Annotated in this window: 29 protein-coding genes, 1 tRNA gene and 1 riboswitch; of the genes, 16 read left to right on the top strand and 14 right to left on the bottom strand. The window is 75.0% G+C overall.

What is annotated here, in order from left to right; translation table 11 throughout:
* Window positions 1–19: 19 nt before the first annotated feature.
* The 4 genes from KRAD_RS12685 to dnaK all read right to left on the bottom strand — a co-directional run bounded on the left by KRAD_RS12685 (window position 20) and on the right by dnaK (window position 4,054).
* Window positions 20–442: a heat shock protein transcriptional repressor HspR gene (locus KRAD_RS12685; protein ID WP_012086013.1), complete on the bottom strand. Its 423-nt coding sequence runs from the start codon at window positions 440–442 to the stop codon at window positions 20–22.
* Between the two features lie 81 nt (window positions 443–523).
* Window positions 524–1,573 carry a DnaJ C-terminal domain-containing protein gene (locus KRAD_RS12680; protein ID WP_012086012.1) on the bottom strand — a complete coding sequence of 350 codons (1,050 nt, stop codon included), beginning with the start codon at window positions 1,571–1,573 and terminating at the stop codon, window positions 524–526.
* A gap of 28 nt (window positions 1,574–1,601) precedes the next feature.
* Window positions 1,602–2,183 carry a nucleotide exchange factor GrpE gene (gene grpE, locus KRAD_RS12675; RefSeq protein ID WP_012086010.1) on the bottom strand — a complete coding sequence of 194 codons (582 nt, stop codon included), beginning with the start codon at window positions 2,181–2,183 and terminating at the stop codon, window positions 1,602–1,604.
* Window positions 2,183–4,054 (bottom strand): molecular chaperone DnaK, encoded by a 1,872-nt coding sequence (dnaK, locus tag KRAD_RS12670; protein ID WP_012086009.1) that lies wholly within the window; start codon window positions 4,052–4,054, stop codon window positions 2,183–2,185. Before dnaK ends, grpE begins: the two co-directional genes overlap by 1 nt.
* 170 nt (window positions 4,055–4,224) lie before the next feature.
* Here dnaK and KRAD_RS12665 point away from each other — a divergent pair, with 170 nt between their 5' ends.
* A complete protein-coding gene (locus KRAD_RS12665; protein WP_012086008.1) occupies window positions 4,225–5,334 on the top strand; it encodes a DUF3616 domain-containing protein in 1,110 nt (369 codons plus the stop codon).
* 15 nt (window positions 5,335–5,349) lie between these two features.
* On the opposite strand, the gene KRAD_RS12660 is transcribed toward KRAD_RS12665, so the two are convergent.
* The 3 genes from KRAD_RS12660 to KRAD_RS12650 are packed head-to-tail and all read right to left on the bottom strand — an operon-like array spanning window position 5,350 to window position 8,313.
* Window positions 5,350–6,234: an energy-coupling factor transporter transmembrane component T family protein gene (locus tag KRAD_RS12660; protein ID WP_012086007.1), complete on the bottom strand. Its 885-nt coding sequence runs from the start codon at window positions 6,232–6,234 to the stop codon at window positions 5,350–5,352.
* Window positions 6,231–7,715, bottom strand: a complete 1,485-nt coding sequence (locus KRAD_RS12655; protein ID WP_012086006.1) for an ATP-binding cassette domain-containing protein — start codon at window positions 7,713–7,715, stop codon at window positions 6,231–6,233. Before KRAD_RS12655 ends, KRAD_RS12660 begins: the two co-directional genes overlap by 4 nt.
* Complete coding sequence (locus KRAD_RS12650; RefSeq protein ID WP_012086005.1) at window positions 7,708–8,313, bottom strand: ECF transporter S component; 606 nt, start codon at window positions 8,311–8,313, stop codon at window positions 7,708–7,710. The genes KRAD_RS12655 and KRAD_RS12650 overlap by 8 nt, the downstream gene beginning before the upstream one ends.
* Window positions 8,314–8,362: 49 nt before the next feature.
* Window positions 8,363–8,467, bottom strand: a riboswitch (TPP riboswitch).
* 38 nt (window positions 8,468–8,505) lie between these two features.
* On the opposite strand from KRAD_RS12650, the gene KRAD_RS26035 reads away from it, so the two are divergent.
* The 3 genes from KRAD_RS26035 (at window position 8,506) to KRAD_RS12640 (ending at window position 9,264) form a co-directional block, all read left to right on the top strand.
* Window positions 8,506–8,646, top strand: a complete 141-nt coding sequence (locus KRAD_RS26035; RefSeq protein ID WP_157873591.1) for a hypothetical protein — start codon at window positions 8,506–8,508, stop codon at window positions 8,644–8,646.
* Between the two features lie 15 nt (window positions 8,647–8,661).
* Complete coding sequence (locus KRAD_RS12645; protein WP_012086004.1) at window positions 8,662–8,964, top strand: DUF4235 domain-containing protein; 303 nt, start codon at window positions 8,662–8,664, stop codon at window positions 8,962–8,964.
* A gap of 126 nt (window positions 8,965–9,090) precedes the next feature.
* Entirely contained in the window at window positions 9,091–9,264 is a 174-nt protein-coding gene (locus tag KRAD_RS12640) for a CsbD family protein (protein ID WP_012086003.1), read from the top strand.
* Window positions 9,265–9,326: 62 nt separating this feature from the next.
* Here KRAD_RS12640 and KRAD_RS12635 read toward each other — a convergent pair whose 3' ends face one another.
* Both KRAD_RS12635 and KRAD_RS12630 read right to left on the bottom strand, forming a co-directional pair.
* Complete coding sequence (locus tag KRAD_RS12635; RefSeq protein ID WP_012086001.1) at window positions 9,327–10,310, bottom strand: SDR family oxidoreductase; 984 nt, start codon at window positions 10,308–10,310, stop codon at window positions 9,327–9,329.
* A gap of 104 nt (window positions 10,311–10,414) precedes the next feature.
* A complete protein-coding gene (locus tag KRAD_RS12630; RefSeq protein WP_041292072.1) occupies window positions 10,415–12,232 on the bottom strand; it encodes a bifunctional metallophosphatase/5'-nucleotidase in 1,818 nt (605 codons plus the stop codon).
* Window positions 12,233–12,388: 156 nt separating this feature from the next.
* Here KRAD_RS12630 and KRAD_RS12625 point away from each other — a divergent pair, with 156 nt between their 5' ends.
* Entirely contained in the window at window positions 12,389–13,270 is an 882-nt protein-coding gene (locus tag KRAD_RS12625) for a hypothetical protein (protein WP_012085999.1), read from the top strand.
* 53 nt (window positions 13,271–13,323) lie between these two features.
* Here KRAD_RS12625 and KRAD_RS12620 read toward each other — a convergent pair.
* Window positions 13,324–13,397: transfer RNA gene (locus tag KRAD_RS12620), tRNA-Gly, on the bottom strand.
* A gap of 78 nt (window positions 13,398–13,475) precedes the next feature.
* On the opposite strand from KRAD_RS12620, the gene dcd reads away from it, so the two are divergent.
* From dcd to KRAD_RS12595, 5 genes are all read left to right on the top strand, one after another.
* Window positions 13,476–14,051 (top strand): dCTP deaminase, encoded by a 576-nt coding sequence (dcd, locus tag KRAD_RS12615; protein WP_012085998.1) that lies wholly within the window; start codon window positions 13,476–13,478, stop codon window positions 14,049–14,051.
* 129 nt (window positions 14,052–14,180) lie between these two features.
* Window positions 14,181–15,440 (top strand): EAL and HDOD domain-containing protein, encoded by a 1,260-nt coding sequence (locus KRAD_RS12610; protein WP_162145144.1) that lies wholly within the window; start codon window positions 14,181–14,183, stop codon window positions 15,438–15,440.
* Between the two features lie 145 nt (window positions 15,441–15,585).
* Complete coding sequence (locus tag KRAD_RS12605) at window positions 15,586–15,963, top strand: ankyrin repeat domain-containing protein (protein WP_041293160.1); 378 nt, start codon at window positions 15,586–15,588, stop codon at window positions 15,961–15,963.
* A gap of 79 nt (window positions 15,964–16,042) precedes the next feature.
* On the top strand, window positions 16,043–17,395 hold the full coding sequence (locus tag KRAD_RS12600; protein WP_012085995.1) for a TrkH family potassium uptake protein: 1,353 nt from the start codon (window positions 16,043–16,045) through the stop codon (window positions 17,393–17,395).
* A 34-nt stretch (window positions 17,396–17,429) separates the two neighbouring features.
* Window positions 17,430–18,065: a potassium channel family protein gene (locus tag KRAD_RS12595; protein WP_183392329.1), complete on the top strand. Its 636-nt coding sequence runs from the start codon at window positions 17,430–17,432 to the stop codon at window positions 18,063–18,065.
* Between the two features lie 21 nt (window positions 18,066–18,086).
* Here the strand turns inward: KRAD_RS12595 and KRAD_RS26030 are convergent, their stop codons facing one another.
* Window positions 18,087–18,284, bottom strand: coding sequence for a hypothetical protein (locus KRAD_RS26030; protein ID WP_041292071.1), 198 nt, complete (start codon window positions 18,282–18,284; stop codon window positions 18,087–18,089).
* A gap of 88 nt (window positions 18,285–18,372) precedes the next feature.
* Here KRAD_RS26030 and KRAD_RS24380 point away from each other — a divergent pair, with 88 nt between their 5' ends.
* Genes KRAD_RS24380 through KRAD_RS12575 form a run of 3 tightly spaced genes read left to right on the top strand, consistent with a single transcriptional unit; the run spans window position 18,373 to window position 20,844 of the window.
* Complete coding sequence (locus tag KRAD_RS24380; RefSeq protein ID WP_012085993.1) at window positions 18,373–18,864, top strand: MarR family winged helix-turn-helix transcriptional regulator; 492 nt, start codon at window positions 18,373–18,375, stop codon at window positions 18,862–18,864.
* Window positions 18,840–20,090 carry an MFS transporter gene (locus KRAD_RS12580; protein WP_012085992.1) on the top strand — a complete coding sequence of 417 codons (1,251 nt, stop codon included), beginning with the start codon at window positions 18,840–18,842 and terminating at the stop codon, window positions 20,088–20,090. Before KRAD_RS24380 ends, KRAD_RS12580 begins: the two co-directional genes overlap by 25 nt.
* Before the next feature lie 43 nt (window positions 20,091–20,133).
* Window positions 20,134–20,844: a thymidine kinase gene (locus KRAD_RS12575; protein WP_012085991.1), complete on the top strand. Its 711-nt coding sequence runs from the start codon at window positions 20,134–20,136 to the stop codon at window positions 20,842–20,844.
* Here KRAD_RS12575 and KRAD_RS12570 read toward each other — a convergent pair.
* Window positions 20,832–21,311 (bottom strand): MarR family winged helix-turn-helix transcriptional regulator, encoded by a 480-nt coding sequence (locus KRAD_RS12570; RefSeq protein ID WP_012085990.1) that lies wholly within the window; start codon window positions 21,309–21,311, stop codon window positions 20,832–20,834. The two genes, KRAD_RS12575 and KRAD_RS12570, sit on opposite strands and share 13 nt — an antisense overlap.
* 99 nt (window positions 21,312–21,410) lie before the next feature.
* On the opposite strand from KRAD_RS12570, the gene KRAD_RS12565 reads away from it, so the two are divergent.
* Window positions 21,411–21,656 carry a DUF2630 family protein gene (locus tag KRAD_RS12565; protein ID WP_012085989.1) on the top strand — a complete coding sequence of 82 codons (246 nt, stop codon included), beginning with the start codon at window positions 21,411–21,413 and terminating at the stop codon, window positions 21,654–21,656.
* A 3-nt stretch (window positions 21,657–21,659) separates the two neighbouring features.
* Here KRAD_RS12565 and KRAD_RS12560 read toward each other — a convergent pair whose 3' ends face one another.
* Window positions 21,660–23,381 carry an NHL repeat-containing thioredoxin family protein gene (locus KRAD_RS12560; RefSeq protein WP_157873589.1) on the bottom strand — a complete coding sequence of 574 codons (1,722 nt, stop codon included), beginning with the start codon at window positions 23,379–23,381 and terminating at the stop codon, window positions 21,660–21,662.
* A 62-nt stretch (window positions 23,382–23,443) separates the two neighbouring features.
* Between KRAD_RS12560 and KRAD_RS12555 the strand changes: the two genes are divergently transcribed.
* A complete protein-coding gene (locus KRAD_RS12555; protein WP_041292070.1) occupies window positions 23,444–24,202 on the top strand; it encodes an SDR family oxidoreductase in 759 nt (252 codons plus the stop codon).
* Window positions 24,203–24,214: 12 nt separating this feature from the next.
* On the opposite strand, the gene KRAD_RS12550 is transcribed toward KRAD_RS12555, so the two are convergent.
* Entirely contained in the window at window positions 24,215–24,886 is a 672-nt protein-coding gene (locus KRAD_RS12550) for a TetR/AcrR family transcriptional regulator (RefSeq protein WP_012085986.1), read from the bottom strand.
* 98 nt (window positions 24,887–24,984) lie between these two features.
* Here KRAD_RS12550 and KRAD_RS12545 point away from each other — a divergent pair, with 98 nt between their 5' ends.
* Complete coding sequence (locus KRAD_RS12545) at window positions 24,985–26,544, top strand: MFS transporter (RefSeq protein ID WP_012085985.1); 1,560 nt, start codon at window positions 24,985–24,987, stop codon at window positions 26,542–26,544.
* Window positions 26,545–26,576 lie beyond the last annotated feature (32 nt).

Genomic DNA, 26,576 nt, shown 5'->3' with positions numbered 1-26,576 from the left:
CATGCCCCACCGGGTCGGGTCAGCGGCGGGTTTCGGGACGCCAGACGACCAGCGCGGTGGAGCGCTGGGACTCCGGGCGGCGCCCCATCGGCGTGGCCACGATGTCCCCGGCCATCCCGGCGGCGAAGATCCGCCGGGCCTGCTGGCGGACGAGGGCGATCTCGGCCTCGAGCTCCTCGACGCGCTGGCCGAGGGCGAGGACCTGGTTCTCCAGGTCCATGATGCGCTTGATGCCGGCGAGGTTCACGCCGTCCTCCTGGGACAGCCGCTGCACCTCGCGCAGCTGCGCGACGTCGCGCGCGGAGTAGCGCCGGCCGCGGCCGCGGGCCCGGCTGGGCGAGACGAGGCCGAGGCGGTCGTACTGGCGCAGCGTCTGCGGGTGCATGCCCGCGAGTTCCGCCGCGACCGAGATCACGAACAGCGCGGTGTCGTCGTCGTACAACTCCCTCTCCCCTCGTCTCGTGCGCCGGGGCGGTGACCTCGCGGGTCGCGCGAGGTCACCGCCCCCAGCGGTGGACCGGCGTCAGCTGCGGGCGCGGTCGGCCAGGCCGGCGCGCGGGTCGTCGCCCGCGGTCGCCCGCGCGAACGCCTCGACGGCCTCGCGCGCCGCGCCGTCGACGCGCTGCGGCACGACGACCTCGACGGTCACGAACAGGTCGCCGCGGTCGTCCCCGGAGCGCGAGCGCTGCACGCCGCGGCCCTTCAGCCGCAGCGAGCGCCCCGAGGGGGTCCCGGCGGGGACCTTCACCCTGACGGTCGTGCCGTCCAGGGTGGGGACCTCGACCGTCGCCCCGAGCACGGCCTCGTCGAAGGAGACCGGCAGCGTCATCCGCAGGTCGTCGCCGTCGCGGCGGAACACCGGGTGCGGTTCCACCTGCACGGTGACGAGCAGGTCGCCCGCCGTCCCCCCGGGCCCGGGCATCCCCTTGCCGCGCAAGCGGACCTTCTGCCCGTCGCGGACGCCCTGCGGCAGCCGGGCGTTGACGGTGCGGACCGGTCCCCCGCGCGGGTCGGGGACCCGCAGGGAGACCGTCTTGCCGTCGAGGGCGTCGCGGAAGGAGACCCGGGCCGAGGCCTCGAGGTCCTGGCCGCGCTGCGGCGGGGCCTGCTGACCCGCCCCGGGGAAACCCCCGGGGAAGCCCGCGCCGCCGCCCGCCTGCCCGAACAACCCGCCGAGCAGGTCCTCGAAACCTCCCCCGGGCGCACCGCCGGGGGTGCCGAAGCGCACCCCGCCGGGGGCGCGTCCCCCGCCCTGCCCGAACAACCCCCCGAGGAGGTCCTCGAACCCCGCGCCGCCGGCGGGCCCGGAACCCCCGGAGGAGAACCGGGCCCCGCCGCCGACCATGGCGCGGACGCCGTCGTACTGCCGGCGCTGCTCGGGGTCGGAGAGGACCGCGTAGGCCTCCCCGACCTCCTTGAAGCGCAGCTCCGCGGCCGCGTCACCCGGGTTGGCGTCCGGGTGCAGGGTGCGGGCCTTCTTGCGGTACGCCTTCTTGATCTCCGCGGCGTCCGCGTCGTGGGCGACACCGAGAACGGCGTAGAAGTCCTTCTCGGCCCAGTCCTGCATGCTCACCGGCGTCCCCCCTCCTTCGATCGGTCGGTCATCCCTGCGGGTCGGCCACCGCGACGCGGGCCGGGCGCAGCACCCGGTCCGCGAACCGGTAGCCCGGCTGCAGGACGGTGACGCACGTGGCGACCTCGTACTCGTCGGAGTGGCTGTGCATGAGCGCCTCGTGGACGGCCGGGTCGAACGGCTCGCCGTCCTGGCCGTAGCGCTCGAGCCCGAACCGGGTGAGCGTGGCCTCGAGCTTGTCCGCGATCGCCGCGAACGGCCCGGTGAGGTCACCGTGCTGACGGGCGAGGTGGATGTCGTCGAGGACCGGCAGCAGCGACTCGGCCACCCCGGCCAGCGCCGTGTTCCGGGCGACGTCGCGGTCGCGATCGACGCGCTTGCGGTAGTTCGCGTACTCCGCGTTCAGCCGCTGCAGCTCGTCGAGGCGCTCGGCGGCCAGGGACTGCGCCGCGTCGCGGTCGGCCTCGGCCGCCCCGTCGTCCGGGCCCCCCACCGAGGGGGCGGCCGGGGCCGCCTCCCCCGCGGGGGAGGCGGCGCGCACCTCGCCGGTCTCGGGGTCGATGCGGCGGTTGTCCCGGACGACGGCCGGCTCGGGGAACTCCTCCGCCATCACTTGTCCTTCTCGTCGTCGACGACCTCGGCGTCCACCACGTCCTCGTCGGAGGCGGAGGGCTTGGTGAAGTCCGGCCCGGCCTGCGCACCCGCGTCACCGGCGGCGCCGCCCTCGGCCTGGGCGGCGTACATGGCCGCCCCCAGCTTCTGGGAGGCCTGCGCGACGGCGTCGGACTTGGCCTTGATCTCGGCCGCGTCGGTGCCGGCGAGGGCGGTCTTCAGCTCCGCCACGGCGGCCTGGACCTCGGCCTTGCCGTCCTCGGGGAGCTTGTCGGAGTTGTCGGCGACGAACTTCTCGGTCTGGTAGACGAGACCCTCGGCCTGGTTGCGGGCCTCGGCCTCCTCGCGGCGCTGCTTGTCCTCGTTCGCGTGCTGCTCCGCGTCCTTGACCATGCGCTCGATGTCCTCCTTCGACAGCGCGCTGCCGCCGGAGATGGTCATCGACTGCTCCTTGCCCGTGCCGCGGTCCTTCGCGTTCACGTGCACGATGCCGTTGGCGTCGATGTCGAAGGTGACCTCGACCTGCGGCACCCCGCGCGGGGCGGGGGCGATGCCGGTCAGCTCGAAGGTGCCCAGCGGCTTGTTGTCACGGGCCAGCTCGCGCTCGCCCTGGAACACCTGGATGAGCACCGAGGGCTGGTTGTCGTCGGCGGTGGTGAACACCTCGGAGCGCTTGGTCGGGATCGCGGTGTTGCGCTCGATGAGCTTCGTCATGATCCCGCCCTTGGTCTCGATGCCCAGGGACAGCGGGGTGACGTCGATGAGCAGGACGTCCTTGCGCTCGCCCTTGAGGACACCGGCCTGGAGGGCGGCGCCGATGGCGACGACCTCGTCGGGGTTGACGCCCTTGTTGGGCTCCTTGCCGCCGAGCAGTTCCTTGACGACGCCGGTCACGGCCGGCATGCGGGTGGAGCCGCCGACGAGCACGACGTGGTGGATGTCGGCGAGCTTCACGTCGGCGTCGCGGATGACGTCGTGGAAGGGCTTCTTGGTGCGGTCCAGCAGGTCCTGGGTCATCTGCTCGAACTGCGCGCGGGTGAGGGTCTCGTCCAGGTGGACGGGGCCGTTCTCGCTCATCGACAGGTACTGCAGGGAGATGCCGGTGCTGGTGGCCGTCGACAGCTCCTTCTTGGCCTGCTCGGCGGACTCGCGCAGGCGCTGCATCGCGATCTTGTCCTTGGACAGGTCGATGCCGTAGGCGCTGGAGACCTTCTTGAGCAGGTGGTCGACGACGCGCTGGTCCCAGTCGTCGCCGCCGAGGTGGTTGTCGCCGGAGGTGGCGCGGACCTGGATGGTGGAGAAGCCGTCCTCGTCCTTGCCGACCTCGAGGAGGGAGACGTCGAAGGTGCCGCCGCCGAGGTCGAAGACGAGGATGAGCTCGTCCTCCTTGCCCTTCTCGAGCCCGTAGGCGAGAGCGGCGGCGGTGGGCTCGTTGATGATGCGCAGGACGTTGAGGCCCGCGATCTCACCGGCCTCCTTGGTGGCCTGGCGCTGCGCGTCGTTGAAGTACGCGGGGACGGTGATGACGGCGTCGGTGACGGCCTCGCCGAGGTAGCTCTCCGCGTCGCGCTTGAGCTTCTGCAGCACGCGGGCGCTGATCTCCTGCGGGGTGTACTTCTTGTCGTCGATCGTCGTCGACCAGTTGGTGCCGACCTCGCGCTTGACCGAGCGGACGGTGCGGTCGATGTTGGTGACGGCCTGGCGCTTGGCGATCTCCCCGACCAGCACCTCGCCGTTCTTGGCGAAGGCGACGACGGAGGGCGTGGTGCGCCCGCCCTCGGCGTTGGCGATGACCGTCGGTTCGCCGCCCTCGAGGACGGAGACGACGGAGTTGGTGGTCCCGAGGTCGATGCCGACCGCACGTGCCATGGGAAGTGCCCTCTTTCGTGTCGCTGACGGTTGAGCGTTCTCCACTCAAGTTCGCGGAGGGCTCCGGATCTGTCAAGTGGAGACCGGCGAACTTGAGTCTGATGGGCTCAACTGCCGGAGGGGCCCGTCTGTTCCCGGAACCGGCGGCCCCGCCGGGTCGTTGTCCGGGCGTGCACCCGTCGCGGCAGGTCCCGCTGTTCTTCGACGAGGCGTCGAAGGCGACGTCGACCCACGTCAACCTCTCCGCCGTCCGCACCGACGGGCGCCACCTGTGGCTCGCCGGCGACGAGACCGCCACCCTCGAGCGGCTCACCGCGCTCGGCGGCGACGGCACCGCCGACGGCTTCGGCCACCAGGTCAGCGTGCCGCTGGCCGAGCTGGTCGACCTGCCCGGCCCCCACGAGGAGGAGGCCGACGTCGAGGGCCTCGCCCGCAGCGGGCCCTGGCTGTGGGCGATCGGCTCGCACAGCCTCAAGCGCAAGCGGATCCGCGACCACGACCCCGACGCCAAGGCCCGCAAGCGGCTGGGGAAGGTCGTGCGCGAACCCAACCGCTACGTCCTCGTCCGGCTGCCGGTCGACCCCGCCACCGGGCTGCCGGCGCGCGAGGTCACCGTCGACGGCGAGACCCTCACCGCGGCCGTCCTCGGCGCCCACGACGACGACCTGACGACCCACCTCGCCGGCGACGACCTCCTCGCACCGTTCCTGACCATCCCCTCCAAGGACAACGGCCTCGACGTCGAGGGCGTGGCCGTCCACCGCTCCGCGGACGGGGTCCGCCTCTACGCGGGCCTGCGCGGCCCGGTGCTGCGCGGGTGGGCGGTGGTGCTGGAGCTGCGCCCGGCGACGCACCGCAAGCACCCCGACCGCCTCGTCCTCGAGGAGTTCGGCGACGGCCCCGACCGGGGCACCTACCGGCTGCACCTGCTGGACCTGCACGGGCTCGGCGTCCGCGACCTCTGCCCCGACGGCGACGACCTGCTCGTCCTCAGCGGCCCCTCGATGGGGCTCTCGGGCCCGGTGCGGGTGCACCGCTGGATCGGCGCGGGCCGGGCCGAGGCCGCCGACGTCGTGCGCCGCGCCGAGCTCCCCGTCGTCCTGGACCTGCCGCACGGCCAGGGCGAGGACCACCCCGAGGGCATCGCGCTGCTCCCCCCGGACCCCGGGGTGCCCGGGGCGCCCGCGCAGCTCCTGGTCGTCCTGGACTCCCCCGCCCCCGGGCGGCACACCGCCGCGGGCGCGGTGCTGGCCGACCTGTGGGAGCTGCCCCGCCCCTGACCCCGCCGGGTCGGGTCAGGGGACGAGCAGCCGCAGCAGCAGCGGCACCGCCGCCACCGCCGTCCCCACCAGCAGCAGGACGGTGTCCGCGCGCCGCCACGGCGCGGGCAGCGCCCAGCTGCGCCGCAGCGCGCCGTCGGAGGCGAACCCCCGGGCGTCCATCGCGACCGCGGTGCGCCCGGCCCGGCGCACGGCGTCGACGAGCAGCCCGAAGGCCGTCGACGCCGACCACCGCACCCGCGACACCGGCCCCCGCCCGGGACCGGACCCGCGGACCCGGCGGGCCGCGGCGATCTGCTCCCACGAGGCGGTCAGGGTGCCCAGCTGCCCCAGGGCGGCGACGACGGCGACCACGACCCGCCCGGGCAGCCGCAGCCGCTGGGCCAGGTGGTCCCCGGCCTCGGCGGGGTCCACCCAGCCCAGCAGGACGGTGCCGGGCAGGACCAGCACGAGCAGCCGCAGGGACGCCGTGAGCGCCGTCGCCAGCGGATCGGGGCTGTCGCCGGCGAGGACCGTGGACCAGCCCACGGAGACGGCGGCCACCAGCAGCGGCAGCGAGCGCAGCACCAGGGCCCGCGCGCCGGCGGCCACCAGCGGCAGGCACAGCAGCTGCACCGCGAGCGCCCCCGCGGCCTGCCACCACCGCTCCACGGCGAAGGCGCCGAGGGCGCAGAGCAGTCCCACGGCCAGCAGCGGCAGCGGCCCGCAGTGCCGGACCAGCGGCCCGGGACCGGCGCTGCGCCGCTGCGCCGCGGTGGGCGGCACCCCGTCGTCCACAACCGGGGAGCGGTTGCCCACAGCGTCGTCCACAGTCATGTGCACAGCGGTGTGGACGCCCGGGGGGACGGCGGGGCCGGACGTCGCCCCGCCGGTCGCCCCGCCGGTCGCCCCGCCGCTCACGCCGCCACCTCGCGGGGCCCGCTCGTGCCCCCGACGAGGTGGACGCCCCCACCGCGCGGAGCCAGCGCCCGCACGAGGGCCCCGTCGTGGGTGCTGACGGCGACGGCGGCCCCGGCGCCCGCGGCGGCCGCCAGCAACCCCGCCACCGCGGCCCAGGTGCCCCGGTCCTGACCCACGGTCGGCTCGTCGGCCAGCAGCAGCGCCGGCCCGGCCGCCGCCGCCGCGGCCAGCGCCAGCCGGCGCTGCTCGCCCCCGGAGAGGCGGAACGGGTTCACCCCGGCGCGCGCGCTCAGCCCGAGGACCTCCAGCAGGGCGTCGGCGCGGTCGGTGGGGCGGCCCAGGACCTGCGGCGTGGCCCGGACCTCGCCGCGGACGTCGCCGGCGAGGAAGGAGTGCTCGGGGAACTGCGGGACCCAGCCGGTGCGGGCGGCGAGCTCGCGCGAGCGCCAGGCGTGCGGGGGGCAGGGACGACCGCCCCGGCGCGCCGGGGCGAACCCGGGCGCCGCGACGAGGTCCCCGGTGGGGCGGACCAGCCCGGCCAGCACCGCCAGCAGGCTGGACTTCCCCGACCCGCTGTCGCCGGTCAGGGGGGTGCTCGCGCCGGCGGGCAGGGCCACGTCGACGTCGCGCAGGACCGTCACCGGCGGCGTCGCGCGCAGCCCGCGGCGGCGGCGGACGAGCCCGATGCCGCGACCGCGCAGCAGCTCCCCCCCGACGTCGAGCCAGGGGCGCAGGAGCCCGTCGGGCAGGTCCACCGGCCGCGGCGGCGGGGCGCCGGGCAGCCACAGCCCGTCGGCCAGCAGCGCCGGGTCGGCCAGGACCGCCGCCGGCGCGCCGGCGGCCACCACCCGGCCCTCGCGGCCCAGGACGACGACGCGGTCCACGTGCGGGGCCCAGCCCGCGAGGTCGTGGTCGACGACGACGAGACCCCGGCCGCGGGCGGCGTCGAGGACCGCGGTCCGCACGGCGCGCGCGGTCGGGGCGTCGAGCATCGAGGTGGGTTCGTCCAGCAGCAGGACGGCCGGGTCGGCGGCCAGGGTGCCGGCCAGGGCGAGGCGCTGGCGCTCCCCGCCGGAGAGGGTGACGACCTCGCGGTCGCGGCCGGCGGTGTAGCGGGCCGCCTCGTGGGCCCGGGCGACGCGGCGCCAGATCGCGGTCCGCTCCAGGCCGGCGTTCTCCGGGCCGAAGGCGGTGTCGCGCCCGGCGAGCTCGGCGACGACGGCGTCGAGGGGGTCCTGCACGAGCAGCCCCACCTCCCCGGCGAGCGGCGGGCGGCCGTCGAGGAGGACCTCCCCGCTCGCGTCGACGTCGTCGTCCAGCAGCCCGGCCAGGGCCCGCAGGACCGTGGACTTGCCCGAGCCGCTGGCACCGACGAGCAGCACGTGCTCCCCGTGGCCGACGTCGAGGTCGACGTCGGCCACGACCGGCCGCGTCCCGCCCGCGGGGACGACGGTGAGCCCGCGCAGGGTCAGGTCAGCCACGCCGGTGGTCGCGCCCGGCCGCGAAGGCCCCCAGCGCCCCGGACCGGGCCAGCCCGCGCACCAGCGCCCACCCGCCGAGCCCGGCGACGACGGCGCCGGAGACGACGAAGCAGGCGACGTAGACGACCTGGAAGGGCAGCGTCCACACCCCCGCGTAGTAGGCGTGCAGCTCGTACACGCCCTCCAGCAGCGCGGCGAGCACCCCGCCGAGCACGGCGACGGGCGGGCCGAACCGGCGCCAGGCGAACAGCGCGACGGCCAGCTCGACCCCGAAGCCCTGGATCGCGCCGGAGATCAGGACCGAGAAGCCCCAGTGGCTGCCCAGCAGCGCCTCCACGGAGGCGGCGACCATCTCGGCCAGCAGCGCCGCGCCCGGGCGGCGGACCACCAGCGCGGCGACGACCGCGGGCAGCAGCCACACCCCGCTGAGCAGGCTCTGCACGAAGGGCACGGCCGCGAAGACGGGGGTGAGCGCGGTGTAGACGACGCCCCAGCCCCAGAAGACGACGCCGAAGGCGACGCCGAGGACGGCGGCGGTGAGGAGGTCGACGGTGCGCCAGCGGGCGGCGCCGCGCGAGCGGGTGAGGGTGGTGCTCATCAGTTCCTCCTGTGGTGCAGGAGGGGGACCGGGGCCGTGGTGGCCACCGGTCGAGGACGTCCCGACTCCCTACGCCGGTCTGAACCGGATCAGGTTCGAGGGTCTGCGGAAACCCGCACTCTCAGCGCCCCACGGCGCTCCCCTGTCGTTGTGCTCCGCACCCTACCTCCCGCGGGCTGGGAGGATGGGCGCGTGCTGCGGATGATGCGAGGCCCTGACGGCGGCCCCTCGAGGGGGGTCCGGTTGCTGACGCTGCTGGTGCTCGTCGCCGTCCTCGGCGGCAGCGCCGCCGCGCTGACCCCGGTCCTGGGCTGGCTCCTGGGACTGCTGTAGGGCAGGGTTCGCGCCATGAGCTCGATCGTCTGGAAGCTGGTCGGCCCCGGAGCCGGCATCCTCGCGACCGCTGTCGCGAGCCGCGTCACGAAGAAGGCCTGGGTCGCGGTGACCAAGTCGCCGCCGCCGGACAACCCGGAGGACCCGGACGTGGCCTGGAAGGAGGCGCTGGTCTGGGCGCTGGCCTCCGGCGCGATCATCGGCGTCACCCGGCTGATCGTGGAGCGCCAGGCCGCGGTCTGGTACCGCAAGAGCTTCGGCGAGCTGCCCCCGGGCCTGGGGCCGGGCGACGACGGCGGGGCCGCGCAGAACGCCTGACCCCCCGCACCCGGCGGCGTCCCCGGGTGCGGTCGCGCCCGGCCCGTGCTGGACTGCGACCGCACCGGGAACGGGCATCGACGGATGATCGTCCGCCACCTCCCCGGTGCTGCTGAGGAGGTAGCCGTGAGCGCTGCGGACAAGATCAAGAACGCTGCCCAGGACGTCGCCGGCAAGGCCAAGGAGGCCGCGGGCGGGGCCAAGGGCGACGAGGCGCTGCGTCGCGAGGGCCAGGCGGACCAGGGTGCCGCCGACCTCAAGCAGCGCGGCGAGCACGTCAAGGACGCCTTCAAGGGCTGAGCCCGACGAGCGCGAGGGGGACGGCCACGACGGCCGTCCCCCTCGCCGCGTCCGGGCCGGTCCTAGCCGAACCGCTCCACGAGCCGGTCCAGGCGCGCCTCGACCTCCGGGTCGACGACCTTCAGCTCCGGGTGGGCGTCGTGGTGGTCCACGATCTCCCGCGCCCCCGCCGCGAAGGGGATCGTCGCGGCGAAGCCCGGCACCAGCCGCTTCAGCTTGGTGTTGTCGAAGACCACCGAGTGCGCCTTGTCCCCCAGCAGCCCCGGCCCGCGGTCGGGGGCCTCGCGGGCGATGACGTCGCTGGGCACGTGCACCAGCCGGGGTTCGGCCACCCCCGCCGCGGTCGCCAGCCGCCGGGCGATCCCGTCCCAGGTGAGGACCTCGTCGCCGGTGATGTGGACCGCCTCGCCGGTGACGGCCGGTTCCCCCAGCAGCGGCACGAACCCCTTCGCGAAGTCGGTGTGGTGGGTCAGCACCCACAGCGAGGTGCCGTCGCCGGGCACGACGACGGCCTTGCCGCGCCGCATCCGGTCGATCGCCGTCCACCCGTCGTCCAGCGGGACCAGGGTGCGGTCGTAGGTGTGGCTGGGCCGCACGACGACGGCGGGGAAGCCGTCCTCGCGGTAGGCCCGGGTGAGCAGCTCCTCGCAGGCGATCTTGTCGCGGGAGTACGCCCAGAACGGGTTGTGCAGCGGCGTGGACTCCGTGATCGGCAGGTGCCCCACGGGCTTCTGGTAGGCGCTGGCGCTGGAGACGAAGACGTACTGGCCGGTGCGGCCCGCGAAGGTCTCCACGTCGGCGCGCACGTGGTCGGGGGTGAAGGCGATGAAGTCGACGACCACGTCGAACTCCTCCCCGCCCAGCGCCTCCCGCAGCGCCACCGGGTCGCGGACGTCGGCGGTCAGCGCCCTGACCCCCTCGGGGACCCCGCGCCGCCCGCTGCCGCGGTTGAGGACGGTGAGGTCGACCCCGCGTTCCACGGCCAGCGCCGCGCAGGCCGAGCTGATGATCCCGGTGCCGCCGATGAACAGCACGCGCAACGCCATGGGTGTTCTCCCGTCTCGACTTCCTCGTCCGTGGCGCGAGGCTACGCGGGCGACGCCGGCCCCGCGCGGGGCCGGCGTCGCGTCGCGTCCGGTGGAGGGGGCGCTCAGTCGAAGAGGCGCTCGCCGCCGGCGGTCAGCCACCAGTTCTCGACGGCGAAGTCGGCCGGGTCGATGGTCCCGGACTCCTGCGCGGCGTCGATGAGGAGCTGGCGGATCTCCGCCTGCTGGTCGTAGACGACGGGGGCCTGCGCGACGTGCGGGAACCCGCCGCCCCCGGAGCGGCGGTAGTTGTTGACCGCGACGACGAACTGCGCGTCGTCGGCGACGGGGACGCCGTCGAGCTCCAGGCGGGCGACCCGCGACCCGGCCGGCTGGGCGAGGTCGAGCTCGTACTCGACCCCGGAGAGCTGGTCGAGGTTGTAGTCCGGGGTCTGCCCCGTCGCCAGGGACTCCGGGTCGGCGGGGTTCCCCGGCGGGACGCTGGCGTAGTACTCCGCCGAGGTCTCCAGGTACTCGCGGACCTGCGCGCCGGTCATGCGCACCGCCTGCAGGGTGTTGTCGAACTCGTAGAGCCCGGCGACGTCCTTGACGGTGACCTCGCCCTGCGGGAAGACCGCGGTGCGGCTGAAGGGCGCGGCGATGGACAGCACCGGCAGCTCCGCGTCCGGGGTGCCGGCGACGGCCGCGCGCACGGTGTCGGTCTGCACCCGCTGGATGAAGTCGATGAGCGGGGTGTCGCGCCAGCGGGACTCCGTCGCGGGCAACTCCTGCGTGGAGGTGGCGACGACCTGGTTCACGTAGGCGACCGTCGCCTCGTGCTCCTCGGAGACCAGGTCGACGATCTCCGGGTCCTCGGGGACGTCGGCGCTGCGGATCTCCTGGACGTCGGCGTCGCCCAGGGCCCAGCCGTCGCCGTCGCGGCGCAGCTCCAGCTGGCTGACGGTGACCGAGGCGCCCCAGCGGTAGGGCTGGGTGACCAGGACCCGCTTGCCGGGGGTGGCGGTGGAGTCCACCCACGCCTGCGGCAGGTCGCGGTGGCTGTGCCCGGCCACGACGACGTCGACCCCGGGGACCTCCGCGGCGACGCGGTCGGTGACGTTCTCGGCGGGCGTGACGGCCTCGTCGTAGGAGGAGGGCCCCGAGCGGCCGGAGTGCGAGAGCACGACGACGATGTCCGCCCCGGCGGCCTTCATCCGCGGCACCTCGGTGCGCGCGGTCTCCACGACGTCGGCGAAGGTCAGCTTCCCCTCGACGTTCTGCTTGTCCCAGACCGCGGACCCGGGGGTGGTCAGGCCGAGGATCCCGACGGTGACGGGGTCCCCGCCGCCGGTGGGCGTCACCTCGCGCAGCACCCAGGGGCGCAGGTACGGCGCGCCGGTGCGGTCGTCGAGGACGTTGGCGCCCAGCAGGGGGGCGTCGAGGTCGAGGCGGTACTTCGCCAGGGTGTCCAGGCCGTAGTTGAACTCGTGGTTGCCCACGACCTGCGCGTCGAGGCCGATGGCGTCGTAGGCCTGGGCCATCGGGTGCACCGCGCCCGTGGCCGTCACCGGCTCCTGGCGGGAGTAGTAGTACGTCAGGGGCGTGCCCTGGATGGCGTCGCCGTTGTCCACGACGAGCGTGGAGTCCGCGCCGCGCTCGGCGCGGACCCGGTCCACGGCGGTCGAGACGCGCGCCAGGCCGAGCCCGCGGCCCTGCGCGTAGGGGGCTCCGGCGAAGTAGTCCCAGTCCAGGACGTGGCCGTGCACGTCCGTCATCGAGACGAGGGTGATGGACGGCGGGGCGGGCGCGGCGGTGGCGCCGGCGGCGCCGAGGCCGACGAGGAGGGCCGCGGCGCTGCCGACGGCCGCGAGGCGGACGGTGCGGGGGGAAGGGGAGCGGCGGCTCGACGACGCGTCGCCGCGAAGGGGTGCGCAAGGGTGCATGGGGAGCACTCAACCGCACCCGGGTGACGAACAGGTGGCGCGCAGTCGTCCCGCGGGCCGCGCCACCGGGGGGGCCGTACGGGTGGTCCCGCAAACCTCGGCGGCCGCGGCGCCGAAGGAAGGGTGTCGAACCCGTCCACCGAGGAGCCGCACCCCATGTCCGAACCCCGCGCGGAGGCCACCAGGATCCGCGACCACGTCCAGCGCCTGGGCGAGCGCCACCCCCCCGTCGACCTGGCGTCGGCGGACTACTCCCTCGTGGACCCCGCCGCGGTGCGGGAGCGCTTCGGGCACGTCATGGAGTACATGGCCCGGGTGGAGATGGAGGTCGAGCGCAACGTCCTGGAGCTCGCGACCCTGCTCCCCGGCGTCAGCGACACCGACCGCGCCTTCTACGCCGACGTGTGGGGCCCGCAGGAGGAGCACCACGGGATCCTGCTGGACACCCTGACCCAGCGCCTGGGGATGCCGCCGGTCGTCGCCAACACCGGCGAGGTGCCCGCCCGGGTCCGCGTCCTGGGCGCGCTGGCGCACCTGCCCGTCGTCCACGAGGTCATCCGGCTGCTCTACTACCTGACCGGCGCGGCGACGGAGAAGTCCGCGATGCTCGCCTACCAGGCCATGAGCGACGGCCTGGGCGAGATGGGCGAGACCGCGGTCAAACGCACGGTCGTGGACGCGATCAAGGTGCAGGAGCCGGGGCACTTCGCCTTCTACCGCCTCAGCGCGCAGGAGATGGTGCAGTCGGGGGCGATCAGCGGGTGGCAGCTGCACCTGGCCCGGCTGCTGCGCTCGCGCAGCTACGGCCTCGTCGGGGCGGGCACGCGCGAGCAGCGCGCGGACTTCGGCGGGGTCGTCGTCGAGCTCGGCCTGGACGAGGAGCTGGAGCGCAACGTGCGCGACATCTCCCGGGTGGAGACCCAGCTGCTGTGGGCGCACCAGCAGGGGCTGCAGGTCCCCGCGTACGCGCTGGCCGCCTTCCGCGACGCCGCCGCGATGTACCGCGAGCGCCGGGGGGCCTCCGTCCTGGCGGCGTGAGGCGCGGCCGGGGACGACGAAGGCCCAGGTCCGCGGGACCTGGGCCTTCGTGCTGGAGCGGGTGACGAGAATCGAACTCGCACTATCAGCTTGGGAAGCTGAAGTTCTACCATTGAACTACACCCGCGCACCCAGCGGATCGCACTGGGCGGGACCATCGTAACGGACGCGGACGGGTGCTGCGAGCGGCGGTACCGTGACGCCCGTGCTGCTCTCCGACCGCGACATCCGTGCCCAGCTCGCCTCCGGCCGCGTGGTCCTCGAGCCGTCCGACCCCTCGATGGTCCAGCCGAGCAGCGTCGACGTGCGCCTGGACCGCTTCTTCCGGCTCTTCGACAACCACAAGTACTCCGTGATCGACCCGGCGCAGGAGCAGCCGGACCTGACCCGCCTGGTCGAGGTCCCCGCCGAGGACCCGTTCATCCTGCACCCGGGCGAGTTCGTGCTGGGCTCGACCTACGAGCTCGTCTCGCTGCCCGACGACGTCTCCGCCCGCCTGGAGGGCAAGAGCAGCCTGGGCCGGCTGGGGCTGCTGACGCACTCCACGGCGGGCTTCATCGACGCGGGCTTCTCCGGCCACGTGACCCTGGAGCTGTCCAACGTGGCGACGCTGCCCATCACGTTGTGGCCGGGCATGAAGATCGGGCAGCTCTGCTTCTTCCAGCTCTCCTCCCCCGCGGAGAACCCCTACGGCAGCGACGCCTCGGGCTCGCGCTACCAGGGCCAGCGGGGGCCGACGCCGAGCCGCTCGGCGCGCGGCTTCCACCGCACCGCGGTCTGAGGTCGTCCCGGTACCGGGTGCCGGGTCCACGTTCGGCCCAGCGGCCGCGGTCGAACGCTTCAGTACCGCCCGCGACACGCCGTTGACACAGGGGTGAAGCCTGTGGAGACGACGCGAGGAGGTGCCCGCGTGCCGTGGCCCTCCCCGCCCGTGGTCGCCACCGGGTTCCCGGGCGCGGTCGCCCCCGTGCGCGTGGGCCGTCAGGGCATCTACGACCGGCGGCGCACCCTGGTCGCCTACGAGCTGCTCTTCCGCAACCACGGCGGCGCGAGCGCGGACCTGGCGGAGGGCGCGGAGCAGGACCACGCGACCTCGCAGGTCATCAGCGCCACCTTCGGCGACTTCGGGGTCGGCCAGATCGCCGGGGACAAGCCGCTGTTCATCAACCTGACCCGCGGCTTCTTCACCGGGGAGCTGCCGATCCCGTTCCCGCCGCACCAGGTCGTCCTGGAGCTGCTGGAGAACATCGAGGTCGACGAGGAGGTCATGGCGGGGCTGCGCCGCCTGAAGGACCAGGGCTACCGGATCGCCGTGGACGACTTCATCGGCGAGCCGGGGCGGCTGCCGGCCCTCGGCCTGGCCGACTACGTCAAGATCGACGTCGCGGCCGCGGGGGACGCCTTCGACGAGGTCCTCGCCCTGGCCCGCGAGCACAGCCGGGACGCGCTGGTCGTGGTGGAGCGCATCGAGGACGACGCGCTGTTCGCCCGCTGCCTGGCCGCGGGGGCGGACCTGTTCCAGGGGTACGGGCTGCAGCGCCCGGTGACGCTGGAGGCGGTGAGCCTGACGCCCTCGCAGCTGGTCTGCCTGCAGCTGGTGCGGGCCCTCACCGGCACCGACGTCCCGATCCGGGAGATCGAGGACCTGGTCGCCTCGGACCCGGCGCTGAGCCTGCGCGTCCTCAAGACCGTGGTGTCGGCGGCGACGGGCACGAAGAACGAGATCACCTCGCTGCGGCAGGCGATCGTCATGCTGGGCCCCCAGCAGCTGTGCTCCTGGGTCGTCCTCATGCTGCTGGGCGGGGTGACCGGCGTGGACACCGAGTCCCTGACGATGGTCCTGGCGCGCGCGGCGGCCTGCGCCCGACTGGCTCCCGCCGTGGCCGACCTCGCCTACACGGTGGGTCTGCTGTCGGGGGTGGCCTCGGTCCTGGGGATGCCGGAGGCCGACCTCGTGGACACCACGGGGGTGGCGGGCACGGTCCGCGAGGCGCTGGTGCAGCGCCACGGCCCGGCGGGGGCGGCGCTGCGGGCGGTCCTGGCCTACGAGGAGGACGAGCCCTGCGCCATCACCGGCACCGGGCACGCCGTCTACGAGGTGTCCCGCGCCTACTTGGCTGCTCTGAGTGGTGCCATGCTCACTGTGGGTGCCGTGGTGGGGGACTCCTGAGGCGGGACACGCAGCCGGGGTGCGGCCCGGTGCGCCCCGGACCTACCCTGACGGCGTGACCGAGAGCCGCGAGGAGACCCCGGCAGGGCCGCCCCGGGCCGAACCAGTCGGCCCGGCCGACGAGGGCGAGGAACGAGCCCTCGAACTGGCGCACCGCGTCTTCGAGCACGCCCGCAACGGCCGCACCCGGGAGCTGTGCGGCTACCTCGACCTCGGGATCCCGGTGAACTCGACGGACAGCGAGGGCAACTCCCTCGTCATGCTCGCCGCCTACCACGGGCACCCGCGCACGGTGGTGGCCCTGCTCGACCGCGGCGCCGACCCCGACCGCGTCAACGCCCGCGGGCAGACCCCGCTGGCCGGGGCCGTCTTCAAGGGCGAGCGCGACGTCGTCGCCGCCCTCGTGGCCGCCGACGCCGACCCCTACCTCGGCACCCCCAACGCCCTGGACTCCGCCCGCTTCTTCAGCCGCGAGGACCTGCTGGACCTGCTGGAGGTCTCCCTCGAGGAGCACGAGGAGTGACCCCGTCCGGGTGACTGGGTAGCCTGAGCGCGCCGGCGCACCCCGCGTCGTGCGATCGACGCGTGCGGAGGCCCAGCCGGTGGACGTCAGTTCCCCGCGTCGCCCGCGCATCATGCGCCACCCCGCCCAGGTGGTGGCCCTCGCCTTCGCCGCCGTCGTCGTCGTGGGGACCTCGCTGCTGTGGCTGCCCGTCGCCCGCCGCGGCCCCGGCGCGGCGACGTTCGTGGAGGCGCTGTTCACCGCGGTCAGCGCGCTGTGCGTGACCGGCCACGTCGTGGTCGACACCCGCGAGCACTGGTCCAACTTCGGGCTCGTCGTCATCCTCGCCCTGGCCCAGGTCGGCGGGTTCGGCATCATGACCTCCGCCTCGCTGCTCGGCGTGTTCGCCTCCCGGCGCCTCGGGCTGCGCTCGCGGATGCTGACGGCCACCGAGTCGCGCGGGCTCGACCTCGGCGACGTCCGGACGGTCCTGCTGGGCGTCGTGCGCGTCTCGGTCGTCGTGGAGCTGGTGACGGCCGTGGCGCTCAGCAGCCGGCTGCTCGCCGGCTACGACCGCCCGCTCACCTCCGCCCTGTGGGAGGGGACGTTCCTGGCCGTCTCCTCCTTCAACAACGCCGGTTTCGTGCTGCGCGGCAACAGCATGACGGACTTCGTGTCCGACCCGTGGATGTGCCTGCCCGTCGTGGCCGCCTCCCTCCTGGGCGGGCTGGGCTTCCCCGTCCTGCTGGAGCTGCGCCGGCAGTTCCGGGTGCCGCGGCGCTGGTCCCTGCACACCCGGCTCACCCTGGCCACGACGATCCCGCTGCTGCTCGTCGGCTGGGTCTTCCTCACCCTCAACGAGTGGAGCAACCCCGCCACCCTCGCCCGGCTGGACTGGTGGGCCCGCCCCCTCGCCGGGTTGTTCCAGGCCGCCGCGACCCGCAGCTCGGGGTTCAACTCCATCGACATCACCCAGATGAACGGCGGGTCCTGGCTGGTGATGGACGTCCTCATGTTCATCGGCGGCGGGTCGGCCAGCACCGCCGGCGGCATCAAGGTCACCACCTTCGCGCTGCTCGCCGTGGCCCTCTACGCGGAGTTCCGCGGCGAGCCGACGGTGAGCGTCTTCGGGCGCCGGGTGCCCGACCGCGTCGTCCGGCAGGCCCTCACGGTGGCGCTGGTCTCGGTGGCCGCGGTCGTCGTCGCCACCATCGTGCTCGTCGAGATGACCCGCGCCCCGCTGGACATGGTCGTCTTCGAGGTCATCTCCGCCTTCGCCACCGTCGGGCTGTCCTCGGGGCTGCTGGTGCAGCTGCCCGAGTCCGGGCAGGTCATCCTGGCGTTCCTCATGTTCCTCGGCCGCCTCGGGCCGATCACCCTGGGCGCGGCGCTGGCGCTGCGCGAACGGACCCGCATGTACGAGTACCCCGAAGGGAGACCGATCATTGGCTAGGCGCTCGGCTCTGGCGAGCCCCCGCTCCGTCGTCGTGATCGGCCTGGGCCGGTTCGGGCGGTCGCTGGCGCTGGAGCTCATGGAGGACGGTCAGGTCGACGTCCTCGGCATCGACAACGACCCGGCCCTGGTGGACGAGCTGGCCGGTTCGCTCACGCACGCCGTCGTCGCCGACTCCACCAAGGAGGAGGCGCTGCGGCAGCTGTCCGTCCACGAGTTCGACCGGGCCGTCGTCGGCATCGGGACGAACCTGGAGGCCAGCATCCTCACCGTGTCGGTGCTGCTGCAGTTCGGCATCCGCAACGTGTGGGCGAAGGCCATCAGCGAGTCCCACGCCCGGATCCTCACCCAGCTCGGGGCGCACAAGGTCATCCGCCCCGAGCACGAGATGGGGCTGCGGGTCGCGCACCTGGTGCGAGGTCGGATGCTGGACTACATCGAGTTCGACGACGGGTACGCGATGGTCAAGACGACCCCGCCGGCCCCCATCGTCGGCAAGAGCCTGGGCCAGGCGAAGCTGCGCAGCACCTACCGGGTGACGGTCGTGGCCCACCACAGCCCGGGGTCGGGCTTCACCTACGCGACCCCCGAGACGGTGCTCTCCGCCGACGACGTGATCATCGTCTCGGGGCAGATCCGGGACGTGGAGGCGTTCTCGGCGCTGGCCTGACGGGCCCGGCGTGCCGGGCCCTCAGGCGCCCGGGGCGCCGTCGGGGTGGTCGTCGGGACTGCGGCGCTCGACCCCGGGCAGCCGGCGGCGCTCGGGCTCGCCGCGCTCGGCGCGGGTCAGGTCGATGAGGCTGCGCCGGTCCTCGCGGCGTCGCCGTCCGTCCCCGGACTCGTCCCCACCGGCCCGCTCGACCGGCTCACCCGGCTGCTCCTCGCTCACCGGTCCAGCTCACCACGGGGGCCCGGCCCTGTCACGTCCACGGGTGCTGCGCCGCGACGTGTCGCCGACGGAGGAATATAGTGTCCCCATGCAACCATTCGAGGAGTTGGCCCAGCGCCTGCTCCTCGCCTGCGCGGACCTGACCCGGGCGAGCACGGCGGCCGCAGCCGGCACCCACCTCTCCCTGGCCCAAGCCCGCGTCCTCGCCCACCTCGACCGGGACGGGCCGCTGCGCGTCAGCCGCCTCGCCGAGCTCGAGCACTGCGCCCAGCCGAGCACGACCGGGCCGCTCACCCGCCTGGTCACCGCGGGCCACGTGGCCCGCGGGCCCGACCCCGCCGACGCCCGGGCCGTCCCCGTGACCGCGACCCCCACCGGTCTCGACGAGCTCGCCCACCACCGCGCGCTGCTGCGCGAGCCGCTCGCCCGCGCCGTCCACCACCTCGACCCCGCCGCCGCGGCCGACCTCGGGCAGCTCACCTCGATCCTCGAAGGGCTCACCGGGTCGGTCCGCGCCTGCGCCCACCCCCACCAGGACCTCCCGGAAGGAGTGCCGTGCCGTCCTCCGACACCGGCGTGACCACCGACGCGAGACCCGGCCTGCTCAAGCAGCCCGTCGCCGTCTGGGCCGTCGCCTTCGCCGCCGTCGTCTCGTTCATGGGCATCGGGCTCGTCGACCCCATCCTGCCCGCCATCGCCGGGCAGCTGGGGGCCACCAAGGCCCAGACCCTGCTGCTGTTCACGTCCTACCTGGGCATCACGGGTCTCGCGATGCTGCTCACCGGCTGGGTCTCCAGCCGCCACGGGGCCAAGAAGACCCTCCTGGCCGGTCTCGCCCTCATCGTCGTCTTCGCCGCCCTCGCCGGGTCCTCCGGCTCCATCGGCGAGATCGTCGGGTTCCGCGCGGGCTGGGGCCTGGGGAACTCCCTGTTCATCGCGACCGCGCTCGCCACGATCGTCGGCGCCGCCAGCGGCGGGATGGCGAATGCGATCATCCTCTACGAGGCGGCCCTCGGTCTCGGCATCGCCGCCGGCCCCCTCGTGGGCGGCCTGCTCGGGGAGGTCTCCTGGCGCGGGCCGTTCTTCGGCACCGCGGTGCTCATGGCCGTCGCCTTCACCGCCATCGCGACGCTGCTGCCCGCGACGCCGCGGCCCGCGGTCCGGGTGTCGGTCTCCGACCCGCTCCGCGCGCTGGGCCACCGCGGCCTGCGCACCGTCGCCGCCATGGCCTTCCTCTACAACTTCGGGTTCTTCACCCTGCTCGCCTACACCCCCTTCGCCCTGGAGATCTCCTCCCCGATCCGGTTGGGGTTCGTGTTCTTCGGCTGGGGCCTGTGCCTGGCGATCGCCTCGGTCGTCCTCGCACCGCGCCTGCAGCGCCGGTTCGGGACGGTCCCCGTCGTGGCGACGATGCTCGCGCTGTTCGCCCTCGTCCTGCTGGTCGAGGCCGCGTTCGTCGACGTGAAGCCGGTCCTGGTCGTGGGCACGGTCGTGGCCGGGCTGTTCCTGGGCGTGAACAACACCATCGTCACCGAGCTCGTCATGGAGGTGTCCCCCGTCCAGCGCTCCACGGCGTCGGCCGCGTACTCCTTCGTCCGGTTCCTCGGCGGCGCCATCGCGGCCTGGGCGGCCGGGGAGCTCGGCGAGGCCTTCACCGACTGGTCGCCGTTCGTCCTGGGCGCCTTCGGCGTCCTCGTGGGGCTCGCGGTGCTGCTCGGCGGACGGCGCCACCTCGTCGTCGTGCACGCCGACCCCGCCCCGCACACCCCCGCCGAGGCGCAGGCCGTCACCACCGGCGACGCCTGACGCCCCCGCGGGGCCGGCGCGGGGTGCGGCAGGATGGCCCCCCGTGGCTGAACTGGTGTTCTTCTCCGGGACGATGGACTGCGGGAAGTCGACCCTCGCGCTGCAGACCGACCACAACCACCGCGTCCAGGGCCGGCGGGGTCTGCTCTTCACCCGCTTCGACCGGTCCGGGGCGGCCACGATCTCCAGCCGCCTCGGGCTCGCCCGCCCCGCGCTGGAGGTCGGCGACACCACCGACCTGTGGGCGGAGGTCAGCCGGCGCCACGCGCAGGAGCCCCTGGACTACGTGGTGTGCGACGAGGCCCAGTTCTACGACCCCGAGCAAGTCGAGCAGCTCGCCCGCCTCGTCGACGACCTCGGGATCGACGTGTTCGCCTTCGGCATCACCGCCGACTTCCGCACCCGGCTCTTCCCCGGCTCGGCCCGCCTCGTCGAGCTCGCCGACCGGGTGCAGGTCCCCCAGGTCGAGGCCCTGTGCTGGTGCGGACGGCGCGCGACCCACAACGCCCGCACCGTCGACGGGGTGATGGTCGTGGCGGGCGAGCAGGTCGTGGTGGGCGACGTGGGCGGCGCGGGCGGGGGGCAGCCCGAGGGGACCCTCGACGTCGGCGACGTCGGCACGGTCGAGTACGAGGTGCTCTGCCGGCGCCACCACGTGCGCCGCCAGACCAAGGCGCGCGGCGACGGCCCCGGCGACGGCACCGGCGTCGTCGACGTCCGGCGCGCGGACCCGGCGGAGCGTCAGCTCCCGTAGCCCAGCACCGTGGCCTCGGGGACGTCGACGTCCCCGGCGGCCGCGGCGAAGCGGGAGAAGCCCTCCCGCACGCTGGCCCGGTCGTCGAGGCTCATGCGGCCCAGGACGGCCTCGAACTCGGTGCGGCGCCGGGCCAGGACCTGCTCCACCAGCACCCGGGCCTTCTCGGTGGGGGCCACGAGGACCTCGCGGCGGGTGTCGGGGTTGTCCTGGCGGGTGACCCAGCCGGCCGCGGCCAGCCGGTCCACGGCGCGGGTGAACGTGGAGGGGTGGACCCCGATGGCGGCGGCCAGGGCCCCGCTGCGCAGCGGCCCCCGCGAGCAGATGAGGACGAGCACGCGGTACTGCTGCAGCGTCAGCGACTCCATCGCGTCCGCCAGCGAGCGCACGCTGAGGCCCACCACCGCCCGGGACCCGGCGAGCACGGCCTCGACGTCCTCGTCGACCAGCTGATCAGGTGACTGCACGCGTGGATGCTAGTGCTCCTCCCCCGCACGCGGGGGGAGTCGCCGGGGCCCGCGCGGACCCGGTGGGCACCGGGTCGGCGGGGAGGGGAGGATCGGCCCATGGACGACAAGACCATCCACCAGCACATCAACGAGCTCGTCGAGGAGGAGCACCGGCTGCGGCAGGCGCTGCAGGACGGCGAGCTGTCCGCGTCCGAGGAGCACGCGAAGCTGAAGGCCGCCGAGGAGGCCCTCGACCAGGCCTGGGACCTGCTGCGCCAGCGCGAGGCCCGCCGCAACGCCGGGGAGAACCCCGACGAGGCGCAGGAACGCCCCGTGGACGAGGTCGAGCACTACCGCCAGTGACCCTCAGGGGAGGTGGAGCACCAGTTCCGCCTCCCCGTCCCCGGCGCCGGTCAGCGGCACCAGCCGGGTGAACTCCTCCAGCGCGCACGTCCCCGCCGCGTCGTCGCAGGTCGCGACCCGCACGACGACGCGCAGCACCTCCGCGTCCGGCACCGGCAGCGGGCGCACGAGGTCCTCCCCCGCTTCACCCTGGACCTGCACCCGGTACGGGCTGCCCCAGCGGTCGTCGACGTGGCGGCCGGGCCGCGGGGTGAACTCCACGCGCAGGACCGCGCCCGGGCGCACCCGCGCCGCGGGCAGCACCCGGCGGTCCGGGACCGGCACCCGCCAGCGGCCGACGCGGTGCGCGGCGGACTCCACGACGAGCAGGTCCTCGCCCTCGCGCAGCACGTCGACGGGTTCGGCCAGACCGTCGAGCAGGGTCTCGACGGTGCCGGCGACGGGGTCGTAGCGGCGCAGCGAGCCGTTGAAGCTGTCCGCGACGAGCACCGTCCCGCCGTCGACGGCCAGGCCCAGGGGGTGCTGGAACCGGGCCCCGGCGGCCTCGCCGTCCTGCGCCCCGAACTCGAACAACCCCTCCCCCACGGCCGTCTCCACGATCCCCCCGGGGCGGGCGACGGGGTCGACGTTGGCCATCCGGGGGTCGTCGGTGCGCGGGACGGAGCGGTCCAGGCGCGCGGGGTCGCCGGGGAACCGCAGCGAGCGCAGGCTGGAGGTCTCGGCGTCGACGAACCACAGCCGATCCCCGTCGACGGCCAGGCCCGAGGGCTGCGCCAGCCACGCCCGCTCGGCCGGCCCGTCGAGCAGCCCCTCGGCGGTGGTGCCGGCGACCACCCGCACCGTGGCGGCGACGGGGTCGAACGCCCACAGCTGGTGCGTCCCGGCCACGGCGACGAGGAGCTCCCCGAACGCGGGCCACCACGCGACGTCCCAGGGGCTGGAGAGGGCGGTGGCGAGGGCGGGGCCACCGCCGCTGCGCCCGCGGGCGGGGGCGCCGGTCCCGGCGATCGTCGTGGTGCGGCCGTCGGCGGAGCGGACCCCGCGCAGCAGGTGGTTGCCCGTGTCGGCGACGACGAGGTCGTACCCCAGCGCGGCCGCGAGGTCCGGGGGCAGGACCGCGACCCCCTGCGGGGCGGCGAAGGACGGGGCGGGGCCGTCGGTGCGACCGCGGGCGCCGGAACCGATCGGGCGGTCCCCGACGAGGAGGCGGTGGTGCCCGGCGTCGACGACGAGGAGCTCCCCCGCCGCGGTGCGGGCGAGGCGGGCGGGGAAGCGCAGCGGCCCGTCGCCGGCGGGGACGGCGGCCGGCGGGGCGGGGCGGGCGGGCAGGTCCGCGGCGAGGGCGACGAGCTCGGCGACGTGCCCCTCCCCCGACCGGGTCGCCACGACGTAGCCGCCGGCGTCGACGAGGACGAGCGTCGGCCACGCCTTCACGGCGTAGGCGGACCAGGTGGTGCGGTCGGCGTCGTCGAGGACGGGGTGGTCGACCTCGAGCCGGGCGACGGCCGCCTCGACGGCCCCGGGGGAGGCCTCGTGCGGGAACTTGGGCGAGTGGACGCCGACGACGAGCAGGCCGGGGGGCACGTGCTCGCGCAGCTCGGCCAGGACGTGGACGCAGTTCACGCAGGACCCCGTCCAGAAGTCCAGCAGCACCGGGACGCCCGCGAGGTCCGGGGCGGGCCCGACCCAGCGCCCGACGAGACGGGGGGCCCGCACGCGACTCACGCCGCGATCCTGCCGCGGAACCCCGTTGCGCACCCCCGGGGGGTTCCCGCCACAGTGGCCGGGTGGCGCAGCGACCGGTGGTTCTCGTGACGGGTGTCGGACGGCGGGTGGGGATCGGGGCGGGGATCGCGGCGCGGCTGGCCCGCGACGGCTGGGACGTGGCGACCAGCCACTGGACCCCCTACGACGACCGGATGCCGTGGGGGCGCCGGGAGCACGACCCGGACGAGGTCCACGCGGAGCTGCGCGCGGCCGGCGCCGCCACCGTCGCCGTGCCCGCGGACCTCTCCCGCCCCGAGGCGCCGGCGGAGCTGCTCGAGGCGGTGGAGTCCGCCCTCGGCCCGGTGACGGCGCTGGTGATGGCCCACGCGGAGTCGGTGGACTCCTCGATCCTGGACACCACGGTCGAGAGCTTCGACCGGCACTTCGCGGTGAACGCGCGGGCGGCGTGGCTGCTGATCGCGGAGTTCGCGCGCCGGTTCCGCGGGGCGCCCGGGACGGGGCGGATCGTGGCCCTCACCAGCGACCACACCGTCCACAACCTGCCCTACGGCGCCAGCAAGGGGGCCCTGGACCGGATCGTGCTGGCCGCGGCGCGGGAGCTGCAGGACCTGCGCCTGACCGCCAACGTCGTCAACCCCGGGCCGGTCGACACCGGCTGGATGGACGACGAGCTGCGGCGCGACCTGCTGGAGCGCAACCCGCTGGGCCGGGGCGGGACGCCGCAGGACACCGCGAACCTCGTGTCGTTCCTGCTGGGCGAGCAGGGCGGCTGGATCAACGGTCAGCTGCTGTGCTCCGACGGCGGCTGGAAGGCCTGAGCCGGCCCGTCCTCAGCGGTGCCCGCGCCGGTCCATCGCCTCGTGGAACTCCTCCTCCGACAGCGCGGCCCCCGGCAGCGGGCGGTGCCCGGTGCGGGCGGGGGCGAGCCCGTCCAGCAGCAGGCCCAGCGTCCGGCGCCAGTGCTCGGGGCTCACGGTGCCGCCGATCTCGGCGGCGGCCTGCACGGCGTGCAGCAGGGTGGCGACGTCGGTGCCCGACACGTCGGGGCGCAGCTGCCCGGACTCCCGGCAGCGCCGGGTGAGGCGCTCGACGCGGGGGCCCAGCTCGGCGCGGGCGAGGACGACCCCGACGTGGCCGTGGCGGGGGGACAGCACGGCGTCGCGCAGGCCCCGGTCGGCGGCCATCCGGGCGCTGGCGGCCTGCAGGTAGCCCGCGAAGCCCTCCCAGGGGTCCGCTGCGGCGCAGGCGGTCTCGGCGAGGTCGACGAGGTCGCGGATCCGGTCCTCGAAGAGGGCGTCGACGAGGGCGTCCTTGTCGGCGAAGCGCCGGTACACGGTGGCGACCCCGAGGCCGGCGTGGTGGGCGACGTCGTCGAGCGTCGCCGACAGCCCGCGGGCGGCGAAGACCTCGACCGCGGCCGCGAGGATCCGCCGCAGGTTGCGCTCGGCGTCGCGCCGCAGCGGCCGCGGCGCCGGCGCGCCCGGGGTGTCCTGGGTGCTCACGGGCCCACCCTACGCCCGAAGCGGAGGTACCCCCTCCTCTTCGCTGTTACCCTGGGAAAGCGGAGAAGACGTCTCCGCTGAGTGGAGGGGACCCCAGGATGAGCAGCACCGAACCGGGCCGGCACCTCGCGCCCGCGGCCACCCCGGCCCCGGCGCGGACCGGCCCGCCGCGTCCGCGCACCTCGCCCGAGGGGGTGCACGCCGCTCCCGCCCCCCGGGCGCAGTGGGTCGTGCTCGCGGTGCTGTCGCTGGCCCAGCTGATGGTCGTCCTCGACGCCACCATCGTGAACATCGCGCTGCCCACCGCCCAGGGCGCGCTCGGCTTCTCCGACGAGAACCGCCAGTGGGTCGTCACCTCCTACGCGCTCGCCTTCGGCAGCCTGCTCCTGCTCGGCGGGCGGCTCTCCGACCTCGTCGGGCGCAAGCCGACGTTCCTCGTCGGCCTCGTCGGGTTCGGCCTGGCCTCCGCCCTCGGCGGCGCCGCCCAGAGCTTCGAGGTCCTCATCGCCGCCCGCGCGCTCCAGGGCGTCTCCGGGGCGCTGCTCGCCCCGGCCGCGCTGTCCCTGCTGACCACCACCTTCACCGACCCCGCCGCGCGCACCAAGGCGTTCGGCATCTTCGGCGGCGTCTCCGGCGCCGGCGGCGGCATCGGCCTCCTCCTCGGCGGCGTCCTCACCGAGCACCTGTCCTGGCGCTGGTGCCTCTACATCAACGTCGTGCTCGCCGTCGTCGCCGTCGTCGCGGGGGCGCTGCTGCTGAAGCACGAGCGCTCCCCCGAGCGCCCCGTCCTCGACTGGGCCGGGACGGTCCTCGCGGTCCTGGGCCTCGTCGGCGTCGTCTACGGCCTCGCCGGGGCGGAGTCCGACGGCTGGTCCGCCGCCACCACCTGGGGCTTCCTCACCGCCGGCGTCGTGCTGCTCGCGGTGTTCTGCTGGTGGCAGTCCCGCGCCGCGCACCCGCTGCTGCCGCTGCGCGTCGTCCTCGACCGCGACCGCGGGGGCGCGCTCATCGGCATCGCCGTCGTGGGGGCCGGGATGTTCGGCATCTTCCTCTTCCTCACCTACTACATGACCTCCACGCTGGGGTACTCCCCGGTCCAGACCGGGCTCGGCTTCCTGCCGATGATCGCCGCGATCTCCGTCGCCGCCGGGGTCGTGGGCTCGGTGCTCATGCCCCGCGTGGGCCCCAAGCCCCTCACCCCCACCGGACTGCTGCTCGCCGCGCTCGGCATGGCCTGGCTGACCCGCATCGACGTCGACTCCGCCTACGCCGGCGCGATCTTGCCCGGTCTGCTCGTCACCGGCCTCGGGCTCGGCTTCGTCTTCGCCTCGGCCATGGCGACCGCGACCCTCGGCGTGCGGGCCTCCGACGCCGGGGTGGGTTCGGCCGTGGCCAACACCGCCCAGCAGATCGGCGGCTCCATCGGCACCGCCCTGCTGTCGGCCTTCGCCGGCAGCGCCGCCGCGGACTGGATCGCCGGGCACGTCGCCGGCGCCCCCACCGCGGCCGACGCCGCGCAGGCCGCCGTCGCCAGCTACCACACCGCGTTCTGGTGGTCGGCGGGCTTCTTCGCCGCCGGCGCCGTCGTCACCCTCCTGCTGCTGCGCCCCGGCGCCCCGGTGGCCGACCCGGACGCGGCACCGGTCATCGCGCACTGACCGGCGCCCCGACCCGCGCCCCGACCCGCGCA

The sequence above is a fragment of the Kineococcus radiotolerans SRS30216 = ATCC BAA-149 genome (assembly GCF_000017305.1).
Classification (GTDB): domain Bacteria; phylum Actinomycetota; class Actinomycetes; order Actinomycetales; family Kineococcaceae; genus Kineococcus; species Kineococcus radiotolerans.
The sequence above is the reverse complement of the archived record's forward strand: the minus strand, read 5'-3'. Positions and strand labels throughout refer to the sequence as shown.

Coding starts and splice junctions, on each gene's coding strand:
- grpE (WP_012086010.1), bottom strand. CDS start 2,183: ATGGCGGAGGAGTTCCCCGAGCCGGCCGTCGTCCGGGACAACCGCCGC.
- dnaK (WP_012086009.1), bottom strand. CDS start 4,054: ATGGCACGTGCGGTCGGCATCGACCTCGGGACCACCAACTCCGTCGTC.
- KRAD_RS12650 (WP_012086005.1), bottom strand. CDS start 8,313: ATGAGCACCACCCTCACCCGCTCGCGCGGCGCCGCCCGCTGGCGCACC.
- KRAD_RS12645 (WP_012086004.1), top strand. CDS start 8,662: ATGAGCTCGATCGTCTGGAAGCTGGTCGGCCCCGGAGCCGGCATCCTC.
- KRAD_RS12635 (WP_012086001.1), bottom strand. CDS start 10,310: ATGGCGTTGCGCGTGCTGTTCATCGGCGGCACCGGGATCATCAGCTCG.
- KRAD_RS12630 (WP_041292072.1), bottom strand. CDS start 12,232: ATGCACCCTTGCGCACCCCTTCGCGGCGACGCGTCGTCGAGCCGCCGC.
- KRAD_RS12625 (WP_012085999.1), top strand. CDS start 12,389: ATGTCCGAACCCCGCGCGGAGGCCACCAGGATCCGCGACCACGTCCAG.
- KRAD_RS24380 (WP_012085993.1), top strand. CDS start 18,373: ATGCAACCATTCGAGGAGTTGGCCCAGCGCCTGCTCCTCGCCTGCGCG.
- KRAD_RS12565 (WP_012085989.1), top strand. CDS start 21,411: ATGGACGACAAGACCATCCACCAGCACATCAACGAGCTCGTCGAGGAG.
- KRAD_RS12545 (WP_012085985.1), top strand. CDS start 24,985: ATGAGCAGCACCGAACCGGGCCGGCACCTCGCGCCCGCGGCCACCCCG.